Genomic DNA, 24419 nt, shown 5'->3' with positions numbered 1-24419 from the left:
GGGGCGGCCATGGCCTACACCAACGAACAACTGCATACCGACCTTGCCTTCGGCCAGTACTTCGAGATGCAGGTGGCCAAGCACGCGGACAACGACTTCATCGTCTATCCCGATCGCGACCTGCGGTGGACGTACCGCGAGTTCGACGAGCGCGTGGATCAGCTCGCCAAGGGATTGCTCGCCATCGGCATCACCAAGGGCGATCACGTGGGCGTCTGGGCGCGCAACATCCCCGACTGGCTCACGCTTGCGTTCGCCACGGCCAAGATCGGCGCCGTGCTCGTGACGGTCAACCCGGTCTACAAGGCTCACGAGCTCGCCTACGTGATCAAGCAGTCCGACATGAAGGCGCTTGCGATCATCGACCAGTTCCGCGATGTGGACTACATCGAGATCGTTCGGGGCCTCGTCCCCGAAGCGTCGACCCAGGAGCGCGGTCACCTCGAGAGCGAGGAGTTCCCGTTCCTCAAGAACCTGATCTACCTCGGCCCCGAGAAGCACCGGGGCTTCTACTCGATGCCCGAGCTTCTCGTGCTCGGCGACAACATGCCCGACGAGCCGCTCCGCGCGATGACGGCGTCGTTGCACACGGATGACGTCATCAACATGCAGTACACCTCGGGCACCACGGGGTTCCCCAAGGGCGTCATGCTCACGAGCCGGAACATCCTCAACAACGGCTTCTACATCGGCGAACGCCAGAAGTTCACCGAGCGTGACCGCGTGTGCATACCGCCGCCGTATTTCCACTGCTTCGGTATCGTGCTCGGTGTGCTTGCCGTGCTCACGCACGGCGCCACGGTGGTGGGTGTGGAGAGTTTCGATCCGGTGCTCGTGCTCGCCGCCGTGGAGAAGGAGCGGGCGACCGCGCTCTATGGCGTGCCCACGATGTTCATCGCCGAGCTGGCGCACCCGATGTTCGACATGTTCGATCTCACCAGCCTCCGTACCGGCATCATGGCCGGCTCGCCATGCCCCATCGAGACGATGCGCCAGGTCATCGACAAGATGCACGCCTCGGAGATGACGATCTGCTACGGCCTCACCGAGACGTCGCCGGTGTTCACGCAGACGACCGTCGATGACAGCCTCGAGCGCAAGTGCGAGACGGTGGGGCGCGCCCACGACCAGGTAGACGTGAAGGTCATCGATCCCGAGACCGGCGAAGAGTGTGCACCAGGCGTGCCGGGTGAGCTGTGCTGCCGCGGCTACAACGTCATGAAGGGCTACTACAAGATGCCCGAGGCCGCCGCGGCCGTCATCGACAGCGAGGGTTACCTCCACTCGGGAGACATCGGCACCGTGGATGAGCACGGGTACTACCGCATCACCGGCCGCATCAAGGACATGATCATCCGCGGTGGGGAGAACATCTACCCGCGTGAGATCGAGGAGTTCCTCTACACGATGCCCGGCGTGGAGGATGCGCAGGTGATCGGCGTGCCCGACGCCAAATACGGCGAGGTGGTGGGAGCCTTCGTGCGCCGCTCGCCCGGAGCGGACATCACCGAGAGCGACGTGCAGGAGTTCGCACGTGCGCGGATGGCCCGCTACAAGGCGCCCAAGTACGTGTTCTTCGTCGACGAGTTCCCGCTCACGGCTTCCGGCAAGATCCAGAAGTACAAGCTCCGCGAGATGGCCGCCGAGGCGATCGGCGTTGGCGACGTGAAGGTGTTCGCCAGTGACGCCGAGAGCGGCGACCCCGATGCCACCGACAACGAGTGCGAGGTGCGCCGATAAGCGTACCGGCGTGGTAGGACCTCTTCTCTGAGGGAATGGTCACAAGTGGCGGCGTGTCCCGCCGCATGACCGTTCCGAACTGAGGAGGGGTGCCCGATGCCAGGCAGCGTGTACAAGGTGATAGAACTCGTGGGGACCAGCACGGAGAGCTGGGAGGAGGCGGCGCGCTCGGCACTCAAAGCGGCCGCCGAGTCGCTCGAGGACCTTCGTATCGCCGAGGTCGTCACGAGCGACGTCCGTCTCGAGGGCAACGAGATCGTCGAGTTCCGGGTGAAGATGAAGGTCTCCTTCAAGTACCATTCCGAACTGACGGACTAGCATCCATCCGGCATGACGGACTGACGCCGCCAGTTGACAGGTGCGTTACGGCGCGGAACCTGCTACACTGCGTGCGTGGGCCGTTGGGGCCCGAAGGATTGCGGCGTGACACACCGCTATCAGAAAAGCGGAGTCACGCCGTTTGTTTTGCCCAATAAGGGCGAGGAAGAAGGTTAGGAATGGCTGAAGGTACCGTTAAGTGGTTCAACCCGGACAAGGGCTACGGCTTCATCTCGCGTGAGGGTGGCGACGATCTGTTCGTCCACTTCTCCGAGATCCAGTCGGAGGGCTTCAAGACTCTCGACGAGGGCCAGAAGGTCTCGTTCGAGGAGGCCATGGGCAACAACGGCAAGAAGCAGGCGACCAACGTCCGCCCGCTCTAAGTAGCGCGCGCGACTCACGTTCGCACGGAAGGGCGGCCCCAAGGGGCCGCCCTTCTTGCGTTGCGCCTGCAAGCGTGAGCTACTGCGCGTTTTGCACGGGGAACGGAAGCTCGAAGAGTGCGGGGTCGATGTCGGCGCCAACTTCCACGTCGGAGAACAGCCGGCGCGCCACCTGTAGCTCGCCCACCGAGCCGTCCTCCTCGGGCACCGCTCCGCGGGAGATCACGCCGATCACCGTGTCGTCGAGCACAAGGTACGTGATGTCTTCCACGTACCATGCGTTCGCGGCGCCTTCCATAGCATCGACGCGCTGCAGGGTGTAGACCACGCGCGTGGCGCCCGTCTCCTCGTCGATGCCGTCCTCAACGGCAGACTCGTCGGGCTCGCCGAACTCCTCGAGATAGCGTTCGACACTCGCAACGGATGGCTGGGACGCTTGCTCCGCGTACCGTACGAAGTAGGCGGTGACTCCGTCGGGGGACATGATCGACCGCAGTAGCTCGCCGTCTTGGTACAGGTCGAAGCGGAACAGATTGCCGTCCACCCAGAACTCGCCGGTCTGGTCGTAGATCGTGCCGTTGGGCATGGTGGTGAGGAGCGAGAACGATCCTGTCTTCTTGCTCGCGTCCAGGAACTGCTCGAGCGTTGGCGACAGGACCTTGTCGTCACCCTTGTCGACCGACTCGCCGGAAGGCGCCGGTGACGGCTCCGCGGCCTCGGGCTCCTGCGTGCCGACAGAGCACGCGCATCCCGTCCCGAGCGACATCATGGCGGATGCGAGCAGGGCGATCAGCAGTACAGCCAGCGAGCGTCTCATGGCGTCCCCCTTGGTCTCGGATATCCCGATGGTAAACCCGGTGTTGCTTTCGCGCCAGAAGCGTTGACCGATGCCGCACCGGGCATCTATCGTAGAAATACGATTGATGCTACCCGGGAGGGGTCGATGGACGATCGAAGCATTGCAGCGGTGGCACACGCACTCGGCCACCCTGCGCGGGTGCGTATCCTCCGGCTGCTGGCGGCTCAGGAGTCATGCATGGGCGGCGAGGTCTTCGAAGCGTTGCCGCTGGCACAGTCGACGATCTCTCAGCATCTCGGCGTGCTGAAGCGGGCGGGCCTCGTGCGTGCAACCCGCCAGGGCACGCGGATGCTCTATTGCATCACCGATGAGCCGCTCACCGGTCTCCGCGAACTGCTCGACACCCTGCTGGAACAGCATCCTGTGTGTGATGGAGAGGAGCACTAAGATGTCCGAGGCGTCTTCCAAGCGGATGAACGTGTTCGAGCGGTACCTCACGCTCTGGGTGGCGCTCTGCATCGCAGCAGGCACGCTCCTCGGCAGCCGATTCCCCGGTCTCGCCGAGTTCTTCGACAGGTTCACGGTGGCGCAGATCTCGATCCCGGTGGCGGTTCTGATCTGGTTGATGATCTACCCGATGATGCTCAAGGTGGACTTCGCCTCCGTCAGGCGTGTGGGCGAGCGCAAGCAGGGACTCGTCGTCACCACGGTGGTGAACTGGCTGATCAAGCCCTTCACGATGTTCGGTATCGCGTGGCTGTTCTTCAACGTCATCTTCCGCGACCTGATCACGCCTGATCTCGCGCAGCAGTACCTCGCCGGCGCGGTGCTTCTTGGCGCCGCGCCCTGCACGGCGATGGTGTTCGTGTGGTCGTACCTTGCCGATGGCGACCCGGCCTACACGCTCGTGCAGGTGGCCCTGAACGACCTCATCATGCTGGTGGCGTTCGTGCCGATCGTGTCGCTGCTGCTTGGGGTGAGCGGTGTGCCCGTGCCCTGGGACACGCTGGCGCTCTCCGTGGTGCTCTTCGTAGTGGTCCCGCTTGTTGCGGGATGGCTCACCCGGCGTACGTTGATCGGCCGCCACGGCCAAGAGTGGTTCGACAGCTCGTTCCTGCCGAGGTTCGGTCCGGTCACCATCGTGGCGCTGCTCGCTACGCTCGTGCTCATCTTCATCTTCCAGGGCGAGACCATCGTGGCCAATCCGCTGCACATCCTGCTCATCGCGATACCGCTTGCGATCCAGACGTTCCTGATCTTCGGGATCGCCTACGGGTGGTCGTACCTGTGGCGGATCGAGCATCCCGTGGCCGCCCCGGCAGGCTTCATCGGCGCGTCCAACTTCTTCGAGCTTGCGGTGGCGGTGGCGATCGCGCTCTACGGCCTCACGTCGGCGGCGGCGCTCGCCACGGTGGTCGGCGTGTTGGTGGAAGTGCCGCTCATGCTCACGCTCGTGTGGATCGCCAAGCGCACCCGCGACAAGGTGTGTGCCCGCCACGAGTGCGCCCTGCCGCAGGTCGGTGCCGCAGTTGAACCCGTGTCCATCGACTCAGGGGAGGTCTGAGATGCGTCGCATCGCGCTGTACTCGGACATCCACGGGAACGTACCCGCCCTCGAGGCGGTGCTTGCCGACATCGTGTGCGCCGGTATCGCCGAACGGTACTGCCTGGGCGATCTCGTGGGCTATGGCGCTGACCCGTCGGGCGTGATCGCGCGGGTACGCGCCACGCGCGATCCGGTGATCCGCGGCAACTACGACGACGGGGTCGGCAACAGGAAGGGCGGCTGCGGCTGCTACTATCCCACGCCCGAGGACAAGGCCGTGGGCGCCGAGAGCTACACGCGCACCGATGCCGTCCTGGACGACGCCGAGCACGCGTACCTGGCGACGCTGGCCGACGACATCCGGCTGAACGCGTCGGGCGCGAGGGTGCTGCTCTGCCACGGAAGCCCGCGGAGGATCAACGAGTACCTCATGCCCGACAGGCCGGACGACAATCTGGCGAAGCTCGCCGACCTCGGCGGCGCCGACGTGGTGTGCGTGGGGCATGTCCACATCCCGTACCACCGCGTGCTCACGGCTCCCGACGGACGTGCTGTCCACTACGTGAGCGACGGGAGCGTGGGCAAGCCCAAGGACGGCGATCCCCGGGCATGCTGGGCCGAGCTCGTCTTCGGCACGAAGGCCGAGGTCAACAAGCGATGTGAGGGCGACCGTGCCGCAGGGCCGGTGGGCACGCCGGGTGAGGCCGATCGGCCATGGCTCGGCGTCGTGTTCCATCGCGTGGACTTCTAGGGCGGAATCGACGCGGGCGCAGACCCGGGTGCCGCGCTCCGGGAGGTTGCGCTCCCGCCCGCCGTTGGGTACTCTCTTGCAGCACACATGGCCAGGTAGCTCAGATGGTAGAGCAGGGGATTGAAAATCCCCGTGTCGGCGGTTCAAGTCCGTCTCTGGCCACCATAGATACTCCTGGCGACCGGCCCCGTGGGCCGGTCGTTGTGCGTCCCGGCGCGACTTCCCGAAGGAATCTCGCGCCCGTCCGCGAAGTTGGCTTCGTATTTGCCAATGGCAGAGTTAGCACATACTAACTCCAAGAAGGGACGCACATGGACCTCATGGCCCACACCTCCGTCATAGAGCCGATGGTCGCGACATCGTCGCTTGATACCGCGCGCGCCGGTCAGTCGCTCAGGGTGGTCGAGATCGACGATCCGTCGGCCCGGATACAGGCGCTGCGTTTCGGCATGGCCGAGGGCGCGGACATCCACTGCGTCACGCGCATACCCGCAGGCCCCATCGTCGTCAGGTCGGGCCGGCAGGAGATCGCCATCGGCCGCGCTCTCGCCCGGAGGATCCGGGTCATCGGTGGCGCCGTGAGGCCGGGGCGGCGCCATGAGCGGTAGCACGGACGCGCGGCCCGTCAGCCTGGTGCTTGCGGGCAATCCCAACGTCGGCAAATCGGCGGTCTTCAACGCGCTCACCGGAACGTACGTGGACGTGTCGAATTTCCCGGGAACCACGGTCGAGCTCGTGCGCGGCCGCATGGGCGTGTACGAGATCGTGGACACCCCGGGCGTCTACGGCGTCTCCTCGTTCAACGAGGAGGAACGGGTGGCGCGCGACATCATCCTCACCGGCGACATCGTGGTCAACGTGGTCGATGCCGTCCATCTGGAGAGAGACCTCTTCCTTACGCTGCAGTTGCTGGACATGGGCAAGCGGATGGTCGTCGTGCTCAACATGTCCGACGAGGCGCGCAGGCAGGGGGTCGCGATCGACCAGGCGCGCCTTGAGGAGTTGCTCGGCGTTCCGGTGATCGCTACGGCAGCCGTGAAGGGCACGGGCGTCGAGGAGTTGAAGAGCGTTCTCCCTGCCGCACGCGCAGGGCACGGTGATCCCGCCCTGCAGGAGGGTCTGCCCGACTTGCAGCGTCGTATCAGCCTCCGGTCGGAAGCGCTCCTGGTGCTGGAGGGCGATGAAGAGGTGAGCGCCCGGTGCGGCCTCGAGCCCGGCACTCAGCGCGACAGCATCTACCGCGAGCGGCGGCGGCGCGTGGACGTGATCTGTGCCGAGGTCGTACGTGAGACGCGGGAGGGCGCGGGCTTCGCCGCACGGCTGAGCCGCTGGATGCTCCACCCTCTCACGGGAATCCCGATGCTTCTCGGCCTGCTGTACGCGATGTGGGTCGTGCTGGGCCAGTGGATCGCGGGCGGTCTCGTGGGGCTGCTCGAAGAGGATGTCATGCTCGCCCACTGGGTGCCGTTCATCGAGGGTGCGGTCGCAACTGTTTCGGCGCCTGGTACCTGGCTCCATACGCTGCTCGCCGGTGAGTTCGGCGTGCTCACGATGACCCCCACCTATCTTCTGGGTGTGATCCTGCCGCTCGTCGGCGGCTTCTACATGTTACTCGCCGTGCTTGAAGACTCCGGCTATCTGCCGAGGATCGCAGCGCTCGCTGATCGCACGCTGAACGCGGTCGGCCTCAACGGGCGCGCCGTGATCCCCCTGATCCTCGGCCTGGGGTGTGTGACCATGGGCACGCTCACCACGCGCATCCTCGGCAGCAAACGGGAGCGCTTCATCGCCACGGCGCTGATGGCCATCGCCGTTCCGTGCTCCGCGCAGATCGCCGTGATAGCGGGGCTGATGGCCCGCGCTGATGCCATTTACGCCGTGCTCTACATCTCGCTGCTGGTGTTCGTGTTCGGCGCGGTAGGGGCGGTGCTCAACCGCATGGTACCGGGGCAGTCCACCGACCTTCTGATCGACCTGCCGTCGCTCCGGCTCCCGCGCATCGACAACGTGGTCCGCAAGAGCGCGGTAAAGGTCTGGCACTTCATGCGGGAGGTCACGCTGTTCTTCACCGCGGGCTCGCTGGTGATCGGTCTGCTGCAGGTGACAGGCGCGCTCGAGCGCATCGTTGCGGTGGCGCGACCGCTGACCACCGGTTGGCTCGGACTGCCCGCAGAGGCTGCCACCGCGTTCGTGATGGGCTTCGTGCGTCGCGACTTCGGCGCGGCAGGGTTCTTCACCATGGACCTCACCGATCCGCAGCTGCTCGTCGGCATGGTCACCATCACGCTGTTCGTGCCGTGCATCGCGTCGGCGATGGTCATCCTCAAGGAGCGGGGCTGGGCGTACTTCGCCGGACTGTTCGCAGGCTCCGTGGCGTTCGCACTGTTCTTCGGGGGCATCGTGTCCAAGGCGCTGGGAGTGGTGATGGCATGAGCATCTTGCCCGTATGCCCGTCGTGCGGTCTTCCGGGTGATGAACTGCGCTGTCCGAGGTGCAACACGCTCAAGGTCGTCGGCTGCAGCGGCTCATGCTCCTCGTGCAGGACGCGCACACAGTGCTCTACGCCCCCTGAGCCCACCGGCCCGCGCGATTCCCGGGTGGCATAGAGTTTGTAACTTGTGATACAAATGCTGTGCACGTGACGATACCTACCGAGGTATCCTGAAGGAAAGGGGTTGTCGTGATGGCTCGCACATATGTGATCACCGGCGCCGGGTCCGGCATCGGCAAGGCGACGAAGGAGCTCCTCGAGGCGCAGGGGCACACCGTCGTGGGGGTCGATCTGAAGGGCGCCGACGTCATCGCCGACCTGAGCACGCGGCAGGGTCGCATCGATGGTGCGTCTGCGGCGATCTCCGCTGCCGATGGGTCTGTGGACGCGGTGATCGCGTGCGCCGGCGTTACGTTGCCCACACCTCTCACCGTCTCGGTCAACTACTTCGGCATGGCCGAGTTCCTCGAGGCGATGGCGCCGGTGCTCGCCAAAGCCGAGGCGCCGCGTGCCGTCCTGATCAGCTCGTATTCCTCGCTGCAGGAGAACGACCCCTCGCTGGTCGACGCGATGTGTGTGGAGGACGACGAGGACAAGGCGCGGGGGATCGCGCAGAAGATCGCCGACGAGCAGGGGCCGCAGGTTGCGCAGGGCCTCATCTACGCCTCCACCAAGCGCGCGATCAGCCGGTGGGTCCGCCGTGAGTCGACCAAGGAGCAGTGGGCCGGGGCAGGCATCCCGCTCAACGCCGTGGGCCCGGGCGTCATCCGCACTCCGATGACCGAGGAGTGGCTCAAGTCGGAGGAGGGGCGTCAGTACCTTGCCACCGTCGTGCCGATGCCGCTCAACGGCTTCGCGGAGCCCGAGGTAGTGGCCGAGCTCATGATCTGGCTCACAAGCCCTGCGAACACACATGTGACGGGCCAGACCATCTACGTTGATGGCGGGGCCGACGTGGTCATGCGTGGCGACGACATCTGGGGCCCGATCGACAAGTGATCGGCGGACTGCACCTGTGAGCAGGCCGTCCGTGCGTATGCCTTGACCATGAGTCGAGGGTTGCCCGGGTGTAGCCACGCCCTCTTCCTGATGCGCAGCCGGCCGAGAACCTCGCAAAGACAAGAAGACCCGCCCGATCGTGGGCGGGTCTTCGTGCGTGGGGGACGAGTGCATGCCGCCGTTCGCTCCCGGCGCAACGACCGTTCGGCGCGTGACACGATACAGACCACCACCTCACGCGAAAGTCGGGTACAAACCCCTTAAGTCCTCGCGATTCAACGTCGATACTTAACGAAATGGGGTGGACTCACGGGACGTTCACGTTCGCCAGGACGACGTAAGAAGGTGGTTAATCTGTTCGTAATTAATTTGTGGATTCCCGAACGAAAGCATGTACATCCCGTGTCGTAGGAGTATATTAAGGAAGATTGGCGGTTGCGCCGTTGGCGTGCCGCTGCCTGTCGTCGAGAGCAGGGAGGTAGGGAATGAACAGTAGGCATGGTCCGTTCCGACGCGCCGCTATTGTCGGCGTGCTCGTAGCGGGATTGGTGCTTGCGCTGGCTGCACCGGGTGTAGCCTCCGCAGCCCAGGTGCCAAAGTTGCCATCCACGACCACATCATTGGTGATGGCCACGGCACCGACCGATCCCACTGCGATTCTCGTTCAGGGAGCTACCCGCTACCTGACGGCTGTGGAGGCTTCAAAGAAGTTCGGAAGCGCCGCGAACGTAGTCATCGCAACCGGTGAATCGTTCCCGGACGCTCTCGGCGGCGCCGCGCTCGCGGGTGCTGTCGACGGCCCGATTCTCTTGACCCCCGCGGCGTCGGTACCGTCGCAGGTCCTGGCCGAGATCCAGCGCCTTGGTGCCTCCAAGGTGTACATCCTGGGCGGTACGGCTGCCGTTTCTAACGCGGCTGCAGCCCAGATCGATGCGCTTCCCGGTGTCAGCATCGAGCGCATCGCCGGCGGCAACAGGTATGACACCGCCGCCAAGGTCGCCGCGAAGACCATCGGTCTTCTCGGTGGCAGCTTCGAGGGCAAGGCGTTCATGGCCACCGGCCTGAACTTCCCCGACGCGCTCGCGTCGTCCTCGATCATGTTCGCCGAAGGCATGCCGCTCGTCCTCGTGGACGGCGCCGGCAACTACACGCTTCCGGCCGGAGTCACCGATGTCACCATCCTTGGTGGAACGGGCGTCGTGCCCGCTTCCGTCCAGACCAGCCTTGGAGCCAAGTACGACGGACGTCTTGCGGGCGCCAACCGCTATGAGACTGCCGCAGAGGTCGCCGAGTACGGTGTCTCCCTTGGTCTGTCCTGGAACAACCTGGGTGTCGTGACCGGCGAGAACTTCCCGGACGCGCTGTGCGCCGGCCCGCTCGTGGGCAGCAAGGGCTCCGTGGTGCTTCTCACCGAGTCCACCCAGCTCACGGACGAGACCGAGGCGCTGCTCGTGAGCGCCCGGGGCGATGTCTCCTACTACTACCTGTTCGGTGGCCTGGCCACGATAGCGGCCGATGTCCGTGCGGACATCGACTCCGCCGTGACCGCCACGACCCCGCCGCCTCCCGTGTTGAGTGGTCATGACCTGCCCGACGTGTTCTGCACCGGTTCCGGGTGCCACGACACGAACCTGGCAGCGATCCACATCGACCTCAACAACGGCGGCTGCTACGCATGCCACACCGCTGATGTTCCGCAGCGCGACTGCGAGACGTGCCACACCGATGCGCACGCCGCTTCGCACCCTGAGGTTCTCAGCACCAGCGATGAGAGCTGCTCGCAGGTCGGCTGCCACCCCGGTGGCGTCGTCGATCTGCACGCGGACTGCACGTCGTGCCACAACGACACGACCGACATCTCCGTGATCAGCACCTGTGAGGACTGCCACGGCACCACCGAGGAGAAGCACGGCGCTGTCGCCGCCCACGTCGTTCCCGACGCGGGTACCTGCTTCGATTCGTACTGCCATGGCACCAACGTGGTCACCGACATGCACGGGATCGACTTCAGTGGCGACGGCGTGGTCACCGGCTGTGCCGCGTGCCACAACGACACCGTTGAGCCGTCCACCACGTGCTTCGGCGTGTGCCACGACCTCAACCAGTTCGGCGCCTATCACGACACCGGCGTCGGTCACGACATGCTCACCACGAACATCGAGGCGAACAGCGGCGGCTGCGTTTCCTGCCACGGCTCCGACGTCACGATGGTCGCTCCCGGTGAGCACAAGGGCTGCAGCTGCCACGCCTACGGCCACACGGCCGGCGCGGACTCCTGCGAGTCCTGCCACGCCGACCCGTTCGATCCGAATGCTGCGCATCCGTATCACGTGGGCGCGCATGACGTGATCGAGGACACCATCGCGGCGAACAGCGCGGGCTGCGTGTCCTGCCACGGCCAGGATCTCATGGCCGTTGCTCCTGGTGAGCACGATGGCTGCTCCTGCCATGCTTATGGCTATGGTCAGGGCGGCGAGTACGCGTGCGAGGACTGCCACACCGATCCGATGGTTCCGGGTGTGGATCATCCGTACCACGTGGGCGCGCATGACTCCGTGGAAGCCATCATCGATGGCGACTACAGTGACGCATGCGTCGACTGCCACGGCACCGACCTGCTTGCGGTCGGCGAGATCGATATGCACGTCAAGGATGCGCACGCGGGTTGCGTGTGCCACGCCTACGACGATCTGATCGACTCGGGCTTCGAGCTCATCAACGCGAAGACCACCGAGGCTGGCGAGTGTGTCGACTGCCACAGTGACGCGTTCGCGCCGCATGGCTTCGCCACCGAGGTCTCCCCGCACCACGCGGAGAGCTGGGTCGCGGCCTCCGGTCACAACACCACGACCTTCGGGTCGATTGGTGCTGTGGAGGACTTCAGCGCCCTGCTCACGGGTACCGACGGCAACCCTGTCACCGACGTGTGGCAGTTCCCGACGGTCAACGTGTTCTGGGAGGAGAGCGATCCCAACGCCCCCGCAGATGCCATGACGGGTCTGCTGGCGACGGATGTCATCACCTGTGAAGACTGCCACACCGGTTTCGAGGCGGCAGGCCCCCACGGCGCTGACGACTACTGGGGCATCGACCCCGACTACTCGGCCCCGTTCTACATGGCGGAGCTGACCAAGAACACGGCGGAGTACCCGTCAGGTATCAGGATCCGCTCGGTGCTGGCGACGACCCCCGATAACGTCGAGTACGAGGACGGCAGCGTCATGACGATCTGCTCGAAGTGTCACGACCTGCAGAACTACAACCAGGGCACCGTGACCGGCCAGATCATGCCGGAGATCTCCACCGGCTCTACGCCGTTCGAGTACACGATCCCGGGCAGCGTTGAGACCACGATGAGCGAGGAAGGCACCATCACGGCCGTGCGGGGAACACCGTACTGGACGATGTACACCGACCCGATCACGTGGGCCCCGGTCGCCTCTGAGGATTCCACGAGCGGTTCTGTGGCTCACCGTCAGAGCGAAGACACCGGCACGGTCAACACCAATGCGATCGGTTCTTCGAACACCGCGCACTCCAGCCACCACCAGGACACCACCGACGGTTCCGCCCAGTGCGTGAACTGCCACGTGGCCGTCCCGCACGCGTGGGATACTCCGCGTCTGCTGGTGAACACCGGCTGGAACGGCACCGTCAACGGCATCCACGCCGGCCTCATCGAGGGCGACCGTGCGCCGTACCGTTCGCCGTACGTGCTCGGTACCACGGCAACCGAGGGTACCGCGATGCTGCTCGATCCCGAGACCGGCACCAACGGCATGGGCGCTCTGACATGGCCCGCCTCCGGCCCGGTCGACTTCGTGGACGGCGCCGCGATATGGGACCGCTACACCTGTGAGGGTTGCGGCCACCACTATCACGCGGTCCAGGAGCGCGACGGCAGCAACGTCCGTATCATCACCAACAAGTCCGACTACATGGATGACTACAACGCAGACATGGTGGCACCGGACTAACGGCAACCGTACAGCCGGAGGGGCGGCAATCCCCGCCCCTCCGGATGCGGATCGCAGATGAACGACACCCGCTCAGGCGGGCAGAGAAAGGAAGAGTGAACATGGAAAACAGCAAGCTTTCCCGCAGGCAGTTCCTGGGAGGGACTGCAGCGGTGGCGGCTGCTTCGGTGCTCCCTGCGGTCACCAGTGCGGCGCCTGCCGTTGCAACTCCGGTGACGACGTTCCCGGACACCTCGATCCAGGGCGCCAACTGGATCGCGCTTGATCCCGCGGCGCTCGCCCGCAAGGGCTATGAGATCTACAAGGGCATCGCAGGCGGCGGACAGGGTGGTTGATGCGAGGGTACCTACTGGCCCGTGCTTGGCCAGATCGCAGAGAACTTCCCGAGCTCGTCGTACGCAGCCATCCCCAAGGGTCTCTTCAACTACGGCGGCGGTGGCGTCAACGCGTGGCGTAACCTCTGTGGTGTTCCCAACGGCGGCGCCGCGATGCTGAAGATCGTCACCAACAACGGCAACGTTATCGACGAGTACATGGCGTGGTACGAGCGCACCGCGTTCCCCACCAACGCCGCGTACGAGGACTGGGCCGACGGCGGCTGGACGATCTCCGACGCCTCCAAGCAGCCCAAGGACAGCGCACCGATGTCGGTGCCGAAGTCGCTCCTGTGCCACTCATCGCACGGCCGTTGGCTCGAGGCCGCGGGCGGCGCTGATGGCGCATGGGTCACCGCGGAGTTCGCCGGCAACGCCGGTGCCGCGGGTAGCGACCGTTGTGCGAAGCTCGTGTACGACTGCGTGTACAAGCTCGCCGAGCTTGTCAACGACTTCATGGCTGGCACCATTCCGACCCCCGTGCTCGACCCCAGCGTCGATGCATGCCTGACCTCAGGCTGCCACGGTGGTGCGGGCGGATACGACCAGGCTATCCTGGACTGCGCTCCGCATGTTGCCGGCAAGATGAAGTGCGACGAGTCGTGCCACCAGTAGGACCCTGCTGGTCTCAGGCGAGCGACGTGTCGCGGACCTGAAGACGATCAGGTAGATGCACTGAGCGGGGGCGGGCAGTGATGCCCGCCCCCGTGCTGGCTGTACGAGGTGAAAGGTTCGCTATGACTGGGGATGGTGGGCTTGTGGTACGCCACGCGAACGGCAACTGGACCCGCGATGCGCTTCTGCGGCTGGCGCTGGTCGGCCTCGCGTTCGTGGCGCTCTCGGCGGTCGCGGGGTGTCAGTCGGACACGGGAGAGCCGGGCGCGATGCCCGACGATGCGGTGGTGCTCCTTGCCGAGGCCGCTGAAGACGGCGACTGGACGGGCGTGCGGACGTACATGGACGCCAACGGCGTCGGCCTCGCATTCGCAGCGGACACGATGGCTCGAGCGCGTGATGAAGACGCCTCCGCGGGCGGGTCGAGCATGCATGGCGGCGACTTCCCCGCCAGCGCGATGGAGCAGACCTTCGCCGACCAGTTCGTCGAATCCCTGCAGGCGGGCGTGGAGAATGGCACCGTAGTCGCTGACGGAACCTTGTTCGGCGCCATCCTTGAAGACAGCCCCGGAGAGGTGGAGTATGTGGGCGACGATGAGGCGCTCGTGTCCGTCACCGTGCCGGATGAAGAAGGCGCCGACCAGGCTCTGAGGTTACGCATGGCTCGCAGCGGTCAGCGGTGGATGCTGATCGCCATAGAGGGTACGACCGACCTCTACGGGCTCTTCTTCTGAGTACCTGCAGGTTCGAACCAAGGATGGTGGAGATGGAATCGCTTCGCTCGGATCGGTCCGATGCTCGCACGCATGCGTACGCCGATGGGGTCCGCACAGTGATCGTCTGCTGTCTCGTCGTCCTGCTGGGTCTTGGGCTAGGTGTATCAACCGGCTGCACGTCCGATGAGGCCGGCGGAGAGGCCGAGGCGGCGGGCGAGGGGATGGGTGGACCGGCTGTGGAGGTGCAGGTCACCGAGGAAGCGCTTGCGAGCGAGCCGGAGACGATCGACCTTTCCACGCCGGAGGCGGCGGTGCGCTCGTATCTCGACTGGAGTTCGTACGCGTACAGGATCGCGCAGCCACGCGTTGCGCTCCCCACGATGACGAGCTACCAGGAGGTCCGGGTCGACGCGTACATCCAGTACAACATCCAGAAGGGTCGCCTGATCGACCAGACGCTCGAGTCCCTCGAGGTGCAGGACGTCCGTGAGGGGGAGGAGAGCGTCGAGGTGGTCGTCAAGGAGACCTGGAGCTACAACTACGTCTCCGTGAAGAACGCCGGCGAGGTCATCAGCGGTCCGCACGAGGCCTCCTACGATGCGATCTACACTGTCGTCCAACAGGGTGACGACTGGGTCGTGGACGCGGTCGAAGCCACTGCGCTGGGGCCGGTCGAGTGATCATGGGGTTCGGCCGACGGGTCTGGAGGTTCCTCACCTCGCCAGTGCTCGCCATGGTCCTGCTGCTCTGGGTCGGCGTGTGGTCGATCATCGGCTCGTTCGTTCCCCAGAGAGACCTGGATCCCATGGGGGTGGCGCTCTGGGCCGCTGCCAACCCCGCTCTCGAGACGGTAGCCGGTGCCCTCGGCCTGCACGAAGCGTTCACCAGCCCTCTCTTCATCGTACCGGGTCTGTTCCTGGCACTGTGTACGGCCGCCTGCGCGTGGCAGCGCACCGGAGTGGCGCGCCGCCGCGCCCGTTCACTCCGTGACGCACGCAGCGACGTAGAGCCCGGGGATGAGACGTCCGCGGACTTCGAGATCGTCTGCGATCCGGCACTCGACAGCGCCGCCATCGTCGAGCGGACGGCGGCGACGCTCGAGCACCTCGGGATATCCTTGCGTAAGGGTGAGCGTGTCGTCTCGGCAGTCTCTCCCTGGTGGTCTGTCTGGGGCACGGCGGTCTTCCACTGGGCGCTCGTGGCGCTGATCGTGTTGATCGCCGGCGGCAGTCTGGCGCGCGCTTCCGGGCAGATGGGTGTGGCGGTGGGTCAGACCAAGCCCGACCAGCCCGGGTCGTACGGCCAGCTTACGAGCGGCCCGCTGCACAACTGGGACCTCGTGGACCGGTGGATCAGGGTCGATGCGTTCGATATCGACTACGTGACCGGCGATCTTCATCGCGGGCCCACCCCCACGGTCACCGTCCTCGATGGCGAGGGCAACGTGCTCGCGTCGCAGCTGGTCTATCCGAACAACACGCTCAAACAAGGCGCGCTCACGATCTACCCTGTGGACTACGGGCTTTCGGCGACACTCGCCATGGTGGACGACGCGGGCGCCGAGGTGCAGCGCACCACACAGCTGGTCGACTTCGCCGAAGGGAACCCCGACGGTACGGCGCCGATCACCCCGCTCGGCCTGGCCGGGCCCGACGGTGTGCTGGCCTACCACGTGATCGTGTCGGTGCCCCTGGACGAGCGTCCGGAGGGCCTGGTGGCGCGCACTCCTGAGGTGCCCGCCGCTCATGTGGTGATCGTGGACACCGGGGGTGCCGCGGTCGTCGACGAGGTCATCAGCGTCGACGAGGGTGTCGCGCTGCCTACGGGCGGCGAATTGCGGCTTCTGGGCGTGGACTACTACGCCCGTTTGCAGATGGTGGACGACCCGTCCATCCCCCTGCTTTACATCGCGGGCGCCATCTCGATGATCGGTCTCGGGGTGGCCACGCTCGCCCGGCAGATGGTGCTGAAGGCGTGGACCCTCGAGGGCCCCGAAGGCACCAGGCTCCTGGTGAGGATGCGTCTCTGGCGCATCCACTCCACCAGCAGGAGCGAGATCGAAGACGAGCTGCGCCGCGCGCTCGGCGCCGTTGAAGGGAGCCGTTCGTGACCTTCGAGATCATCATGACCTGGGTCACCCTCCTCCTGTACGCCGGAGCGACCGCCGTCTCGGCGATCGGTGTGGTCTTCAGCAAGGAGAGGTTCATTCGCATCGCGGTGGTGGTCGCCACAGCCGGCCTGGTGGCGCAGACGGCCTCCCTCGGCCTCAGGTGGGTCAGGGTAGGGCATGGCCCCTATCTCGGCTTCTACGAGGTCTCAGCGGCCCTGGTGCTGTTCGTGGTAGCCACGTTCGTGGTCGTGGCGTGGCGGCAGCCGAGGCTTGCCAGCGCCGGCATCGGCGTGATGCCGGTTGCGCTGCTGCTGCTCGGCGGCGCGATGCTCGCACAGACGACCGAAGTGCCGATGACCGGCAAGCTCACGAGCTTCTGGCTGGCGATCCATGTGGTGTTCGCCAATCTCGCGTTCGGCGCGTTCGTGATCTCGTTCGGTCTGGCCATCGCGTACGTGGTCCGCGAACGCTCCAAGACGGGCGAGTGGGCGCGGCGCTTCGAGCGGTTGCCGGCCCAGGATGCGCTCGAGAACCTCACCGTGAGCTACGTGCTTGTGGGGTTCTTCTTCTGGGGCATCATGATCGTCACCGGCGCCATCTGGGCTAACGAGGCATGGGGCCGGTACTGGGGCTGGGATCCCGTGGAGACCTGGAGCCTGATCGTCTGGATCATCTACGCCGTCTACCTGCACCTTCGTTACACGCTCAAATGGGGCGGCGAGCGGTTGGCGTGGGTGGCCATCTGCGCGATGCCGCTCTCGCTCTTCACGCTCATCGGCATACCCGCCGTCTTCGACACCACCCACGCGGGGATCGGCGGGCTCGGCAAGGACCTCTGAGGCCGTGCGTGCAGGGCCGATCATGGATCGGGCGGCGGGCCTATGTGTCAGCGCCGTCATGTATCCTACGTGACGGAGGCCGAGGGCACGCCCGCGGCGTCCTGTTACATGCGGGGAGCGGCAGCGAAGGGGGAGTCCGATCGTGGCAGGCATGCGAAGGTCGCTGTTCAGGCATCGTGCGATAACGGGGGTGCTGGCAACCGGGATCGCGCTCGCGTTCGCCATGCCGGGTGCCGCGACCGCGGCGGATGCGTCAATCATCCCCATGGCCGAGGTGGTCACCCCGGTCGCTATCCCCATCCAGGGTCCCGACCGTGTGACAACGGCGATCGAGGCCTCCCGGCGGTTCGGTACGGCCACGAGCGTGGTCCTGGCGACCGGCAGGGACTTCCCCGACGCGTTGGGCGGCTCCGCCCTCGCGGGAGCCGTGAGGGGGCCGATCCTGCTCACCGGCGGCGACAGCATCGAGGCGCCGGTGCTCGCCGAGATCGAGCGTCTCGGCGCCACGAAGGTCTACATCCTCGGGGGCACCGGCGCGGTCTCCGCGCGGTGTGAGTCACAGCTCACAGCCGCGGGGCTCAGCGCCGAACGCCTTGCCGGGTCCGATCGCTACTCCACCGCCAAGGTGGTCGCCGACAAGACCATCCAGATGCTGGGCGATGCCTACGATGGGGGCGCGTTCATAGCCACGGGCACGGGCTATGCCGACGCTCTTGCCGCTGCTCCGCTCATGTACGCACAGGGGATGCCGCTCGTCCTCGTCGACGGCGCCGGCGTCTTCCGGCTTTCGGCGGGGATGGACGCCGTGGACATCCTGGGGGGCACCGGCGTGGTCCCCACCTCCGTTGAGACCGCTCTCGGCGCTCGGGCCGGTACGCGTCTCGCGGGCGCGAACCGCTACGAGACGGCCATCGCGGTCGCGCGCTACGGCGTCTCGATGGGTATGCAGTGGGACCGCCTCGGCATCGCCACGGGCGAGTCGTTCCCCGACGCGCTGTGCGCCGGTCCGCTCCTTGGCAAGAACCGGTCCGTGCTTCTGATGACCCGTACGGCCGAGCTGCCGGCACAGACCGGGAGACTCCTCGGCGAGATCAAGGAGGGCGTGGACGCCTACCACGTGTTCGGTGGCACGGCGGTCGTCTCGCCTGCGGTGCGCGCCTCGGTCGCTTCGGCGCTCCAGCGGGTCGTCGAGCCTCTCACCGGCCACGACCTCCCGAGGGTCTTCTGCACGGACTCCGGATGCCACGACACGAACCTCGCGTCGATCCATATCGACGGTGTGAGCGGCGGCTGCGTGTACTGCCACGACACCGCGCCGCTTCGCGACTGCGAGAGCTGCCATGACGGTCAGCGCGCTCCGGTGGGGCATGCCAGCACGCATCCGGCCCTCACGAGCGAGGGCGGCGAGGCGTGCACGCAGTCGGGTTGCCACACTGCCGGCGTGGTGGAGCTGCACACCGCGTGCGTCTCATGTCACGTCACCGGCGTCTATGTGGCGGCTGAGACCTGTGAGGACTGCCATGCTTCTGCCGAACAAGAGCATGCGGGCGTAGCCGCACATACGGTCAGCGGCACCTGCTTCGGGGCGAACTGCCACGGCACGGACGTCACGAGGATGCATGCGATCGACTTCCGGGCGTCCGGTGAAGAGCCGCCCGGTTGCGCCGCCTGCCATAACGAGACCGTCGCGCCGTCGGTCACGTGTCTCGGTGCCTGTCACTCAAGCGCGGGATTCGCAGAGTGGCACGACCCCGCGGCCGGGCATGCCGCTCTCACGCCTGCGATCGAGACGAAGAGCAGCGGCTGCGTCTCATGTCACGGGAGCGACCTCTTGGCGGTTGCGCCCGGAGAGCACGCCGGCTGCTCGTGCCACGCATGCGGTGATTCCGCCGGTGCGGACTCGTGCGAGAGCTGCCACGTGGCGCCGATGGACCCGCTCGCCCCCGATCCCTACCACGTAGACGCGCACGCCGCCTGGGAGGCAACGGCCCGGGGCGAGCACAGCATCCGGTGCGTGTCGTGTCACGGCCCGCAACTCGTTGCGATCAGGCCGAACTTCGGCTTCGAGTACAAGGAAGACCATGGCAGGTGCGTCTGCCACTACTACGACACGCTCTTCACGGACGACTATCAGCCCACGGGAGCCACTACGACCGACGCCACCGAGTGCGTGAGCTGCCACAACGGCGTGTTCGATCCGCACGGAGGGGCGTTCATCTCAGGCGGATGAGGCGACGGTCGTATCACGCGTAGTGCCGCAACGGCAATGAGAAGGACGGCGGGCAGTATGCCCGCCGTCCTTGTGTTTCGTCCGCTGCCAGGCTGGCCCGGGAGACTACTCGGCCGCCTTCTCTGCGCTCTTCTCGGTGCCCGAGATCTTCTTCATCGCGTCGGCCATCTTCTTGGGCATCTCGCCGATCTTCTCCTTGCCGATGCCGAGGAAGTCGAACTGCTCGCCGTAGTCGCGCATCATGACCTTCATCGCCGAGAGCATGTAGCTGCGCTTGAAGCCCTCGGGAAGTGCCAGGATCTCGTTCATCTTGTTGGCGTAGAACGTCATGTAGCAGCGTCCCAGCGCGATCGTCACATCGGTCAGTGACATGTTGTACGGCTCGATGATCGGCGTGGAGATGTTGTACTTGGAGTAATCCCACACCCGGATCCTGTCGTGCACCTCGTCCCAAAGCGACGTGTACGGCATCGGCGTGAGCACGGGGAAGACCGCGATATCCGGGTTGAGCCGCGCCGCCATCGCCGCCGTCTCCTTGATCGAGTCCCAGGTCTCCTCCGGGAAGCCGATCATGAACGACGCCTCGATCATGATGTCGTGCTGCTTGAGGATCTTCACGGCGTGCTCGTTCATGTCGATCGTGGTGCCCTTGTTGAGGCTGTTGAGCAGTTCGTCCGTCGACGTCTCAAGGCCGAGGTAGATGTGCATGATCCCTGCGTCGGCGTACTTATGCAGGATGTCCTCGTCGCGGATGATGTCTTCCACGCGGGTCTCGATGAGCAGCTGCACACCCAGGTCGGCCTCGATCAGCAGGTCGAGGATCTTCTCCCAGCGATCGCGGTCCCGCGTGGGGTACGCGTCGATCATGGTGATGAACTCGACCTCGTACTCCTCCACGAGGTGGCGGATCTCATCCATCACCTTGTGCGGGTCACGCGCGCGCCACTCGCCGCGCCAGAAGACCCGCTGGCTGCAGAACGAGCAGCCCATCATGCAGCCGCGAGAGGTGAGGATCGAGGCCATGCGGCCCCAGGGGTCGATGTTGTAGTGGTAGTCGTCCCAGTCGAGCAGGTCCCATGCGGGCGTGAGCGTGTCGAGGTCCTGGATGTGCGGCCGCTGAGGGGTGGCCACGATCTCCCCGTCGCGCACGAACGCGACGCCCTGGACATCGTCGAGCGGTGTTCCTTCGGCCAGCGCGTCAAGCAGCTGCTCGAGGGTCGCCTCCATCTCGCCGCGGAGGATGACATCCACAGGATTGTCCTCCTCGGCGAGCATCTCCTCATACATGAAGGTTGGGTGAGGCCCGCCGATGAGCGTATGGATATCGGGGTTCACCTGCTTGGCGACCCGGAGGGCCTCCACGGCGGCCGGAACGGTGCAGGTGCTGATCGCGCCAGTGACGGGGAGGTAGTCGAGCGACATCACCACGTCGGGCTTGTACGTTTCCACCTGGTGCCGGATCTCGTCGTACGAGGTGTCCTTGTACATCGCGTCGTAGATCTTCGCCTCATGCCCGGCATGAACCGCAGCGCCAGCGAGGTAGACGAGGTGCAGCGGCGGCCAGTTGCCGATCATCTGCTGGCCCCAGCACTTGTACGGCGGGGTGACGAAGAGGACTCTGCTCATTCGGGGGCATCTCCTGTCGTTCATCGCATGTGGTCCCTTTAGAACACTGAACATGGTACCACCGGAACCGCGTGTTCCGAGGGGCCGGAACCGCCTTTCGGGGTGCCTGGAGCGCCGGGGCTCCACGCCTCACTAGCACCTCGGATGCCATCCTTATGGAGGAGCGGGGTCGCTCCTGTCGGACCCACGCTGCTCGCACAGTCACGGGTCTCGCAGTGGTACGATGCGCCGTGAAGCGCGCTTGTCCGAGATCCCCGTACGCGAAGCGAGGTCGTGCGCACGTGACCGATCACTACCGGCTGCTGCAGGTGCGGCGAGACGCCTCTCAGCAGGTCATAGCCGCCGCATATCGCCGACTGATGCGGGACACGCACCCCGATCATGGCGGTGACGCCGATACCGCACGCCGGCTCATCGAAGCCTACGAGACCTTGTCGGACCCGGTATCCCGTGCCAGATACGACCGGACGCTTCCGACGGAACCCCATGAACGCTCCCGCTCGCTCGGTCCTGAGATCGCGTACCGGGTCGGCCGTTCGGTGGGACGGCTGGTGCGCGTCGCACGACGGGAAGCCGTGTAGCAGCCCCGCTGCGCATCGTCGCAACGTGGACCCGCGACACTCCGATACGCCCCGTGCGCTCCCACGAGGGGTTACACTGAGTCCACACGGACAGGGGGCCGCAGATGGCACGGGCGCTCGTCGTCGATGATGAAGCCAACATCCGCGAACTCGTGGGTCTCTATCTGCAGAGCGCAGGGCTCGAGGTGGAGTACTGCACGGACGGGGCGGAGGCGATCTCGCGCGCGTGTGGTGGTGGCTGCGACATCGTCGTCCTCGACATCATGTTGCCCTCGATGGACGGGATCGAAGTCTGCCGTCGCATCCGCGAGCGGTCGGACGTGCCGATCATCATGCTCACGGCGCGCGAAGGCGATCTCGACAAGGTGGGCGCGCTGGAGACCGGCGCCGACGATTACGTCACCAAGCCGTTCAGCCCACCGGAGCTCGTTGCGCGTGTCCGGGCGCTGATCCGCCGCGCCGGGACCCACGCCGCCACTTCAGCGCCGATCCGCATCGGCACATTGGAGCTCGACCCCGCCACGCGCGATGTGTCGGTCGCGGGTTCTCATGTGGCGCTCACAGCGCGTGAGTTCGACCTGCTTCATGCGCTCGCCCGCCAGCCCGGCGTGGTGCTTACCCGTCGGCAGTTGCTTGAGGCGGCATGGGGTTTCGCCGAGTATGTCGACGAGCGTGGCGTGGATGTGCACATCCGCCACATCCGGGAGAAGCTCGGCGACGATGCCGCCGCTCCGCGCTTCGTCGAGACCGTCCGGGGTGTGGGATACCGTGCCGTCAGGGACAGCTGATCAGATGACCGGGCCGGCGCAGGCGCACCCGGGTATCACCCGACGCGTGCGCATCACCGTAGCCGCGGTGGCCGCCGTCTCCGTGGCGCTCACAGTGGTGGCGCTCTATGCCGTGTGGCTCGGCTCGACGATCTCCCTGCGAACCGCGGAGCTTTCGCGCCAGGTGTACGCGATCGCGCAAGGCATGGCCACCGCGGGCGACGTGGAGCCCGGTTCCGCTCCGGCGCTCACGGGCCTCCGCGCGCAGCTCTTCGAGGTCGAGGGGCGCCTCCTCGACGCCCGCCTCGTACTCGTAGACGGCGAGGGCGCCGTGGTGCATCCGCTCCCCGCCGAGGGTGCCGCCGTCACGTACGACGTGGGCCGTCTCACCGGCGAGTCCGATGTGCGGGGCGTCCGCACGGGGGTGGAAGCCGTGTCGGGCGCGGGGCGTGTGATCGTCGTGGCCGCTCCCGTTGGCGACGGGTATCTCCTGGCGATCCAGCCGCTCCGCGAGGCCGTGCCCGTGCTGCGCACGGGGGCGCTCATAGGGGCCATGGCTGCGCTGCTCGCGATCGCCGGGGCGTGGCTCGCGGGAGGGGTTGCCGCGCGCAGGGTCACCGCGCCCCTGGTGCGCCTCCGCGACGCTGCCGAGGCGATCGCCGGGGGGTCGTGGGGGCGTCAGGTCGCGGTGGAGGGCGATGCCGAGGTGCGGGCGCTTGCGCGGTCGTTCAACGCGATGTCGGCCCGCGTACACGCGGCCTACTCGGCTCAGAAGGAGTTCGTGGGCGACGTCTCCCACGAGTTGCGGACGCCGATCACCTCCATCCAGGGGTACGCAGGCGCGCTGCTCGACGGGATGGCCGACACCGACGAGAAGCGCGAGCGGTTCGCCCGCATCATCCGCGATGAAGCCAGCCGCCTCATGGAGCTCACGAGCACGCTCCTCGCACTTGCCGACCTCGACTCAGGGCGGGTGGCGGTGGCTCGCGAACCGATACACATCACAGGTCTTGCCGAGGCGCTTCGTGCGCGCCACGAGTCCTCCGCGCTCGCGCTCGGGATACGCTTCCATGTGGACGACCTGGCCGGCCCGGCTCCCTGCGGCGATGCGGACCGGCTCCTGCAGGTGGCATCCGCGCTGGCATCCAACGCGCTCGCGTACACGCCCGCCGGAGGCGAGGTCCGTGTGAGCGCGGAGGCGCAGGGCGGCCGGTGGACGCTCGTCGTGGACGACTCGGGACCGGGCATACCCGAGTCCGAGCGCGACCGGGTGTTCGACCGCTTCACACGGTTGGATCCCAGCCGCACGCCGGCCACCGGCGGGTTCGGCCTGGGCCTTGCGATCTGTAAGCGCCTTGCCGAGGCGATGGGAGGCTCGATCAGCGCCGAGGATTCGCCGATCGGCGGCGCGCGGCTTGTCGTCGATCTGCCCCTCGACGATGTGGCCGCAGGCGCGTCAGTTGGCGTGGCCGGTCCTTAACCGTATCTCAACACCCGCTTCATCCGGCTCCAACCCTCGCCGCCGATACTTCCTTGTGTACGACCGCGACTTATCAC

22 protein-coding genes and 1 tRNA gene are annotated in these 24419 nt (G+C 66.1%); 21 read left to right on the top strand and 2 right to left on the bottom strand.

Annotated elements, in window-relative coordinates:
• The first annotated feature begins 9 nt into the window (after window positions 1–9).
• From MSB02_RS05495 to MSB02_RS05485, 3 genes are all read left to right on the top strand, one after another.
• Window positions 10–1740: an AMP-binding protein gene (locus MSB02_RS05495; protein ID WP_267194230.1), complete on the top strand. Its 1731-nt coding sequence runs from the start codon at window positions 10–12 to the stop codon at window positions 1738–1740.
• Window positions 1741–1836: 96 nt separating this feature from the next.
• On the top strand, window positions 1837–2058 hold the full coding sequence (locus MSB02_RS05490) for a dodecin family protein (protein ID WP_267194229.1): 222 nt from the start codon (window positions 1837–1839) through the stop codon (window positions 2056–2058).
• Window positions 2059–2237: 179 nt separating this feature from the next.
• On the top strand, window positions 2238–2441 hold the full coding sequence (locus tag MSB02_RS05485; protein ID WP_267194228.1) for a cold-shock protein: 204 nt from the start codon (window positions 2238–2240) through the stop codon (window positions 2439–2441).
• 79 nt (window positions 2442–2520) lie between these two features.
• On the opposite strand, the gene MSB02_RS05480 is transcribed toward MSB02_RS05485, so the two are convergent.
• Complete coding sequence (locus MSB02_RS05480) at window positions 2521–3258, bottom strand: hypothetical protein (RefSeq protein ID WP_267194227.1); 738 nt, start codon at window positions 3256–3258, stop codon at window positions 2521–2523.
• A gap of 126 nt (window positions 3259–3384) precedes the next feature.
• On the opposite strand from MSB02_RS05480, the gene MSB02_RS05475 reads away from it, so the two are divergent.
• The 15 genes from MSB02_RS05475 to MSB02_RS05405 all read left to right on the top strand — a co-directional run bounded on the left by MSB02_RS05475 (window position 3385) and on the right by MSB02_RS05405 (window position 19888).
• The gene (locus MSB02_RS05475) at window positions 3385–3687 is read left to right on the top strand and encodes an ArsR/SmtB family transcription factor (protein WP_267194226.1); all 303 of its coding nucleotides are present in this window, start codon (window positions 3385–3387) and stop codon (window positions 3685–3687) included.
• Window position 3688: 1 nt separating this feature from the next.
• Window positions 3689–4804: an ACR3 family arsenite efflux transporter gene (gene arsB / locus MSB02_RS05470; RefSeq protein ID WP_267194225.1), complete on the top strand. Its 1116-nt coding sequence runs from the start codon at window positions 3689–3691 to the stop codon at window positions 4802–4804.
• A gap of 1 nt (window position 4805) precedes the next feature.
• Window positions 4806–5537 (top strand): metallophosphoesterase family protein, encoded by a 732-nt coding sequence (locus MSB02_RS05465; RefSeq protein ID WP_267194224.1) that lies wholly within the window; start codon window positions 4806–4808, stop codon window positions 5535–5537.
• Window positions 5538–5626: 89 nt separating this feature from the next.
• Window positions 5627–5702 (top strand) — tRNA-Phe (locus MSB02_RS05460).
• A 146-nt stretch (window positions 5703–5848) separates the two neighbouring features.
• Window positions 5849–6145: a FeoA family protein gene (locus MSB02_RS05455; RefSeq protein ID WP_267194223.1), complete on the top strand. Its 297-nt coding sequence runs from the start codon at window positions 5849–5851 to the stop codon at window positions 6143–6145.
• Window positions 6135–7970, top strand: coding sequence for a ferrous iron transport protein B (feoB, locus tag MSB02_RS05450; RefSeq protein WP_267194222.1), 1836 nt, complete (start codon window positions 6135–6137; stop codon window positions 7968–7970). The genes MSB02_RS05455 and feoB overlap by 11 nt, the downstream gene beginning before the upstream one ends.
• Window positions 7971–8220: 250 nt before the next feature.
• Window positions 8221–9027 (top strand): SDR family oxidoreductase, encoded by an 807-nt coding sequence (locus tag MSB02_RS05445; protein ID WP_267194640.1) that lies wholly within the window; start codon window positions 8221–8223, stop codon window positions 9025–9027.
• 485 nt (window positions 9028–9512) lie between these two features.
• Complete coding sequence (locus MSB02_RS05440) at window positions 9513–13004, top strand: cell wall-binding repeat-containing protein (protein WP_267194221.1); 3492 nt, start codon at window positions 9513–9515, stop codon at window positions 13002–13004.
• A 101-nt stretch (window positions 13005–13105) separates the two neighbouring features.
• On the top strand, window positions 13106–13339 hold the full coding sequence (locus tag MSB02_RS05435) for a twin-arginine translocation signal domain-containing protein (RefSeq protein WP_267194220.1): 234 nt from the start codon (window positions 13106–13108) through the stop codon (window positions 13337–13339).
• Window positions 13340–13360: 21 nt separating this feature from the next.
• Window positions 13361–13993: a C-GCAxxG-C-C family (seleno)protein gene (locus MSB02_RS05430; protein WP_267194219.1), complete on the top strand. Its 633-nt coding sequence runs from the start codon at window positions 13361–13363 to the stop codon at window positions 13991–13993.
• 122 nt (window positions 13994–14115) lie between these two features.
• Window positions 14116–14727 carry a hypothetical protein gene (locus MSB02_RS05425; RefSeq protein ID WP_267194218.1) on the top strand — a complete coding sequence of 204 codons (612 nt, stop codon included), beginning with the start codon at window positions 14116–14118 and terminating at the stop codon, window positions 14725–14727.
• Window positions 14728–14759: 32 nt separating this feature from the next.
• Complete coding sequence (locus tag MSB02_RS05420) at window positions 14760–15389, top strand: hypothetical protein (RefSeq protein ID WP_267194217.1); 630 nt, start codon at window positions 14760–14762, stop codon at window positions 15387–15389.
• A gap of 2 nt (window positions 15390–15391) precedes the next feature.
• The gene (locus MSB02_RS05415; protein ID WP_267194216.1) at window positions 15392–16819 is read left to right on the top strand and encodes a cytochrome c biogenesis protein ResB; all 1428 of its coding nucleotides are present in this window, start codon (window positions 15392–15394) and stop codon (window positions 16817–16819) included.
• Window positions 16816–17658: a cytochrome c biogenesis protein CcsA gene (ccsA, locus tag MSB02_RS05410; protein WP_267194215.1), complete on the top strand. Its 843-nt coding sequence runs from the start codon at window positions 16816–16818 to the stop codon at window positions 17656–17658. The genes MSB02_RS05415 and ccsA overlap by 4 nt, the downstream gene beginning before the upstream one ends.
• Before the next feature lie 151 nt (window positions 17659–17809).
• Window positions 17810–19888 carry a cell wall-binding repeat-containing protein gene (locus MSB02_RS05405; protein WP_267194639.1) on the top strand — a complete coding sequence of 693 codons (2079 nt, stop codon included), beginning with the start codon at window positions 17810–17812 and terminating at the stop codon, window positions 19886–19888.
• 105 nt (window positions 19889–19993) lie between these two features.
• Here MSB02_RS05405 and MSB02_RS05400 read toward each other — a convergent pair whose 3' ends face one another.
• On the bottom strand, window positions 19994–21514 hold the full coding sequence (locus MSB02_RS05400) for a B12-binding domain-containing radical SAM protein (RefSeq protein WP_267194214.1): 1521 nt from the start codon (window positions 21512–21514) through the stop codon (window positions 19994–19996).
• Window positions 21515–21795: 281 nt separating this feature from the next.
• Between MSB02_RS05400 and MSB02_RS05395 the strand changes: the two genes are divergently transcribed.
• The 3 genes from MSB02_RS05395 (at window position 21796) to MSB02_RS05385 (ending at window position 24342) form a co-directional block, all read left to right on the top strand.
• Window positions 21796–22095: a J domain-containing protein gene (locus MSB02_RS05395; protein ID WP_267194213.1), complete on the top strand. Its 300-nt coding sequence runs from the start codon at window positions 21796–21798 to the stop codon at window positions 22093–22095.
• Between the two features lie 104 nt (window positions 22096–22199).
• A complete protein-coding gene (locus MSB02_RS05390; protein WP_267194212.1) occupies window positions 22200–22883 on the top strand; it encodes a response regulator transcription factor in 684 nt (227 codons plus the stop codon).
• 4 nt (window positions 22884–22887) lie between these two features.
• Window positions 22888–24342 carry a sensor histidine kinase gene (locus MSB02_RS05385; protein WP_267194211.1) on the top strand — a complete coding sequence of 485 codons (1455 nt, stop codon included), beginning with the start codon at window positions 22888–22890 and terminating at the stop codon, window positions 24340–24342.
• Window positions 24343–24419 lie beyond the last annotated feature (77 nt).

Source organism: Anaerosoma tenue (genome assembly GCF_023161965.1).
GTDB lineage: Bacteria > Actinomycetota > Coriobacteriia > Anaerosomatales > Anaerosomataceae > Anaerosoma > Anaerosoma tenue.
This window is presented reverse-complemented; position numbering and strand designations above follow the sequence as displayed.

What these genes read in the sequence shown, in the direction of transcription:
- MSB02_RS05440 (WP_267194221.1), top strand. Translation starts at nt 9,513, where the DNA reads ATGAACAGTAGGCATGGTCCGTTCCGACGCGCCGCTATTGTCGGCGTG.
- MSB02_RS05485 (WP_267194228.1), top strand. Translation starts at nt 2,238, where the DNA reads ATGGCTGAAGGTACCGTTAAGTGGTTCAACCCGGACAAGGGCTACGGC.
- MSB02_RS05445 (WP_267194640.1), top strand. Translation starts at nt 8,221, where the DNA reads ATGGCTCGCACATATGTGATCACCGGCGCCGGGTCCGGCATCGGCAAG.
- MSB02_RS05465 (WP_267194224.1), top strand. Translation starts at nt 4,806, where the DNA reads ATGCGTCGCATCGCGCTGTACTCGGACATCCACGGGAACGTACCCGCC.
- MSB02_RS05455 (WP_267194223.1), top strand. Translation starts at nt 5,849, where the DNA reads ATGGACCTCATGGCCCACACCTCCGTCATAGAGCCGATGGTCGCGACA.
- arsB (WP_267194225.1), top strand. Translation starts at nt 3,689, where the DNA reads ATGTCCGAGGCGTCTTCCAAGCGGATGAACGTGTTCGAGCGGTACCTC.
- MSB02_RS05385 (WP_267194211.1), top strand. Translation starts at nt 22,888, where the DNA reads ATGACCGGGCCGGCGCAGGCGCACCCGGGTATCACCCGACGCGTGCGC.
- MSB02_RS05425 (WP_267194218.1), top strand. Translation starts at nt 14,116, where the DNA reads ATGACTGGGGATGGTGGGCTTGTGGTACGCCACGCGAACGGCAACTGG.
- MSB02_RS05475 (WP_267194226.1), top strand. Translation starts at nt 3,385, where the DNA reads ATGGACGATCGAAGCATTGCAGCGGTGGCACACGCACTCGGCCACCCT.
- MSB02_RS05480 (WP_267194227.1), bottom strand. Translation starts at nt 3,258, where the DNA reads ATGAGACGCTCGCTGGCTGTACTGCTGATCGCCCTGCTCGCATCCGCC.
- MSB02_RS05415 (WP_267194216.1), top strand. Translation starts at nt 15,392, where the DNA reads ATGGGGTTCGGCCGACGGGTCTGGAGGTTCCTCACCTCGCCAGTGCTC.
- MSB02_RS05405 (WP_267194639.1), top strand. Translation starts at nt 17,810, where the DNA reads ATGCGAAGGTCGCTGTTCAGGCATCGTGCGATAACGGGGGTGCTGGCA.
- feoB (WP_267194222.1), top strand. Translation starts at nt 6,135, where the DNA reads ATGAGCGGTAGCACGGACGCGCGGCCCGTCAGCCTGGTGCTTGCGGGC.
- MSB02_RS05490 (WP_267194229.1), top strand. Translation starts at nt 1,837, where the DNA reads ATGCCAGGCAGCGTGTACAAGGTGATAGAACTCGTGGGGACCAGCACG.
- MSB02_RS05495 (WP_267194230.1), top strand. Translation starts at nt 10, where the DNA reads ATGGCCTACACCAACGAACAACTGCATACCGACCTTGCCTTCGGCCAG.
- MSB02_RS05390 (WP_267194212.1), top strand. Translation starts at nt 22,200, where the DNA reads ATGGCACGGGCGCTCGTCGTCGATGATGAAGCCAACATCCGCGAACTC.
- MSB02_RS05420 (WP_267194217.1), top strand. Translation starts at nt 14,760, where the DNA reads ATGGAATCGCTTCGCTCGGATCGGTCCGATGCTCGCACGCATGCGTAC.
- MSB02_RS05400 (WP_267194214.1), bottom strand. Translation starts at nt 21,514, where the DNA reads ATGAGCAGAGTCCTCTTCGTCACCCCGCCGTACAAGTGCTGGGGCCAG.
- MSB02_RS05435 (WP_267194220.1), top strand. Translation starts at nt 13,106, where the DNA reads ATGGAAAACAGCAAGCTTTCCCGCAGGCAGTTCCTGGGAGGGACTGCA.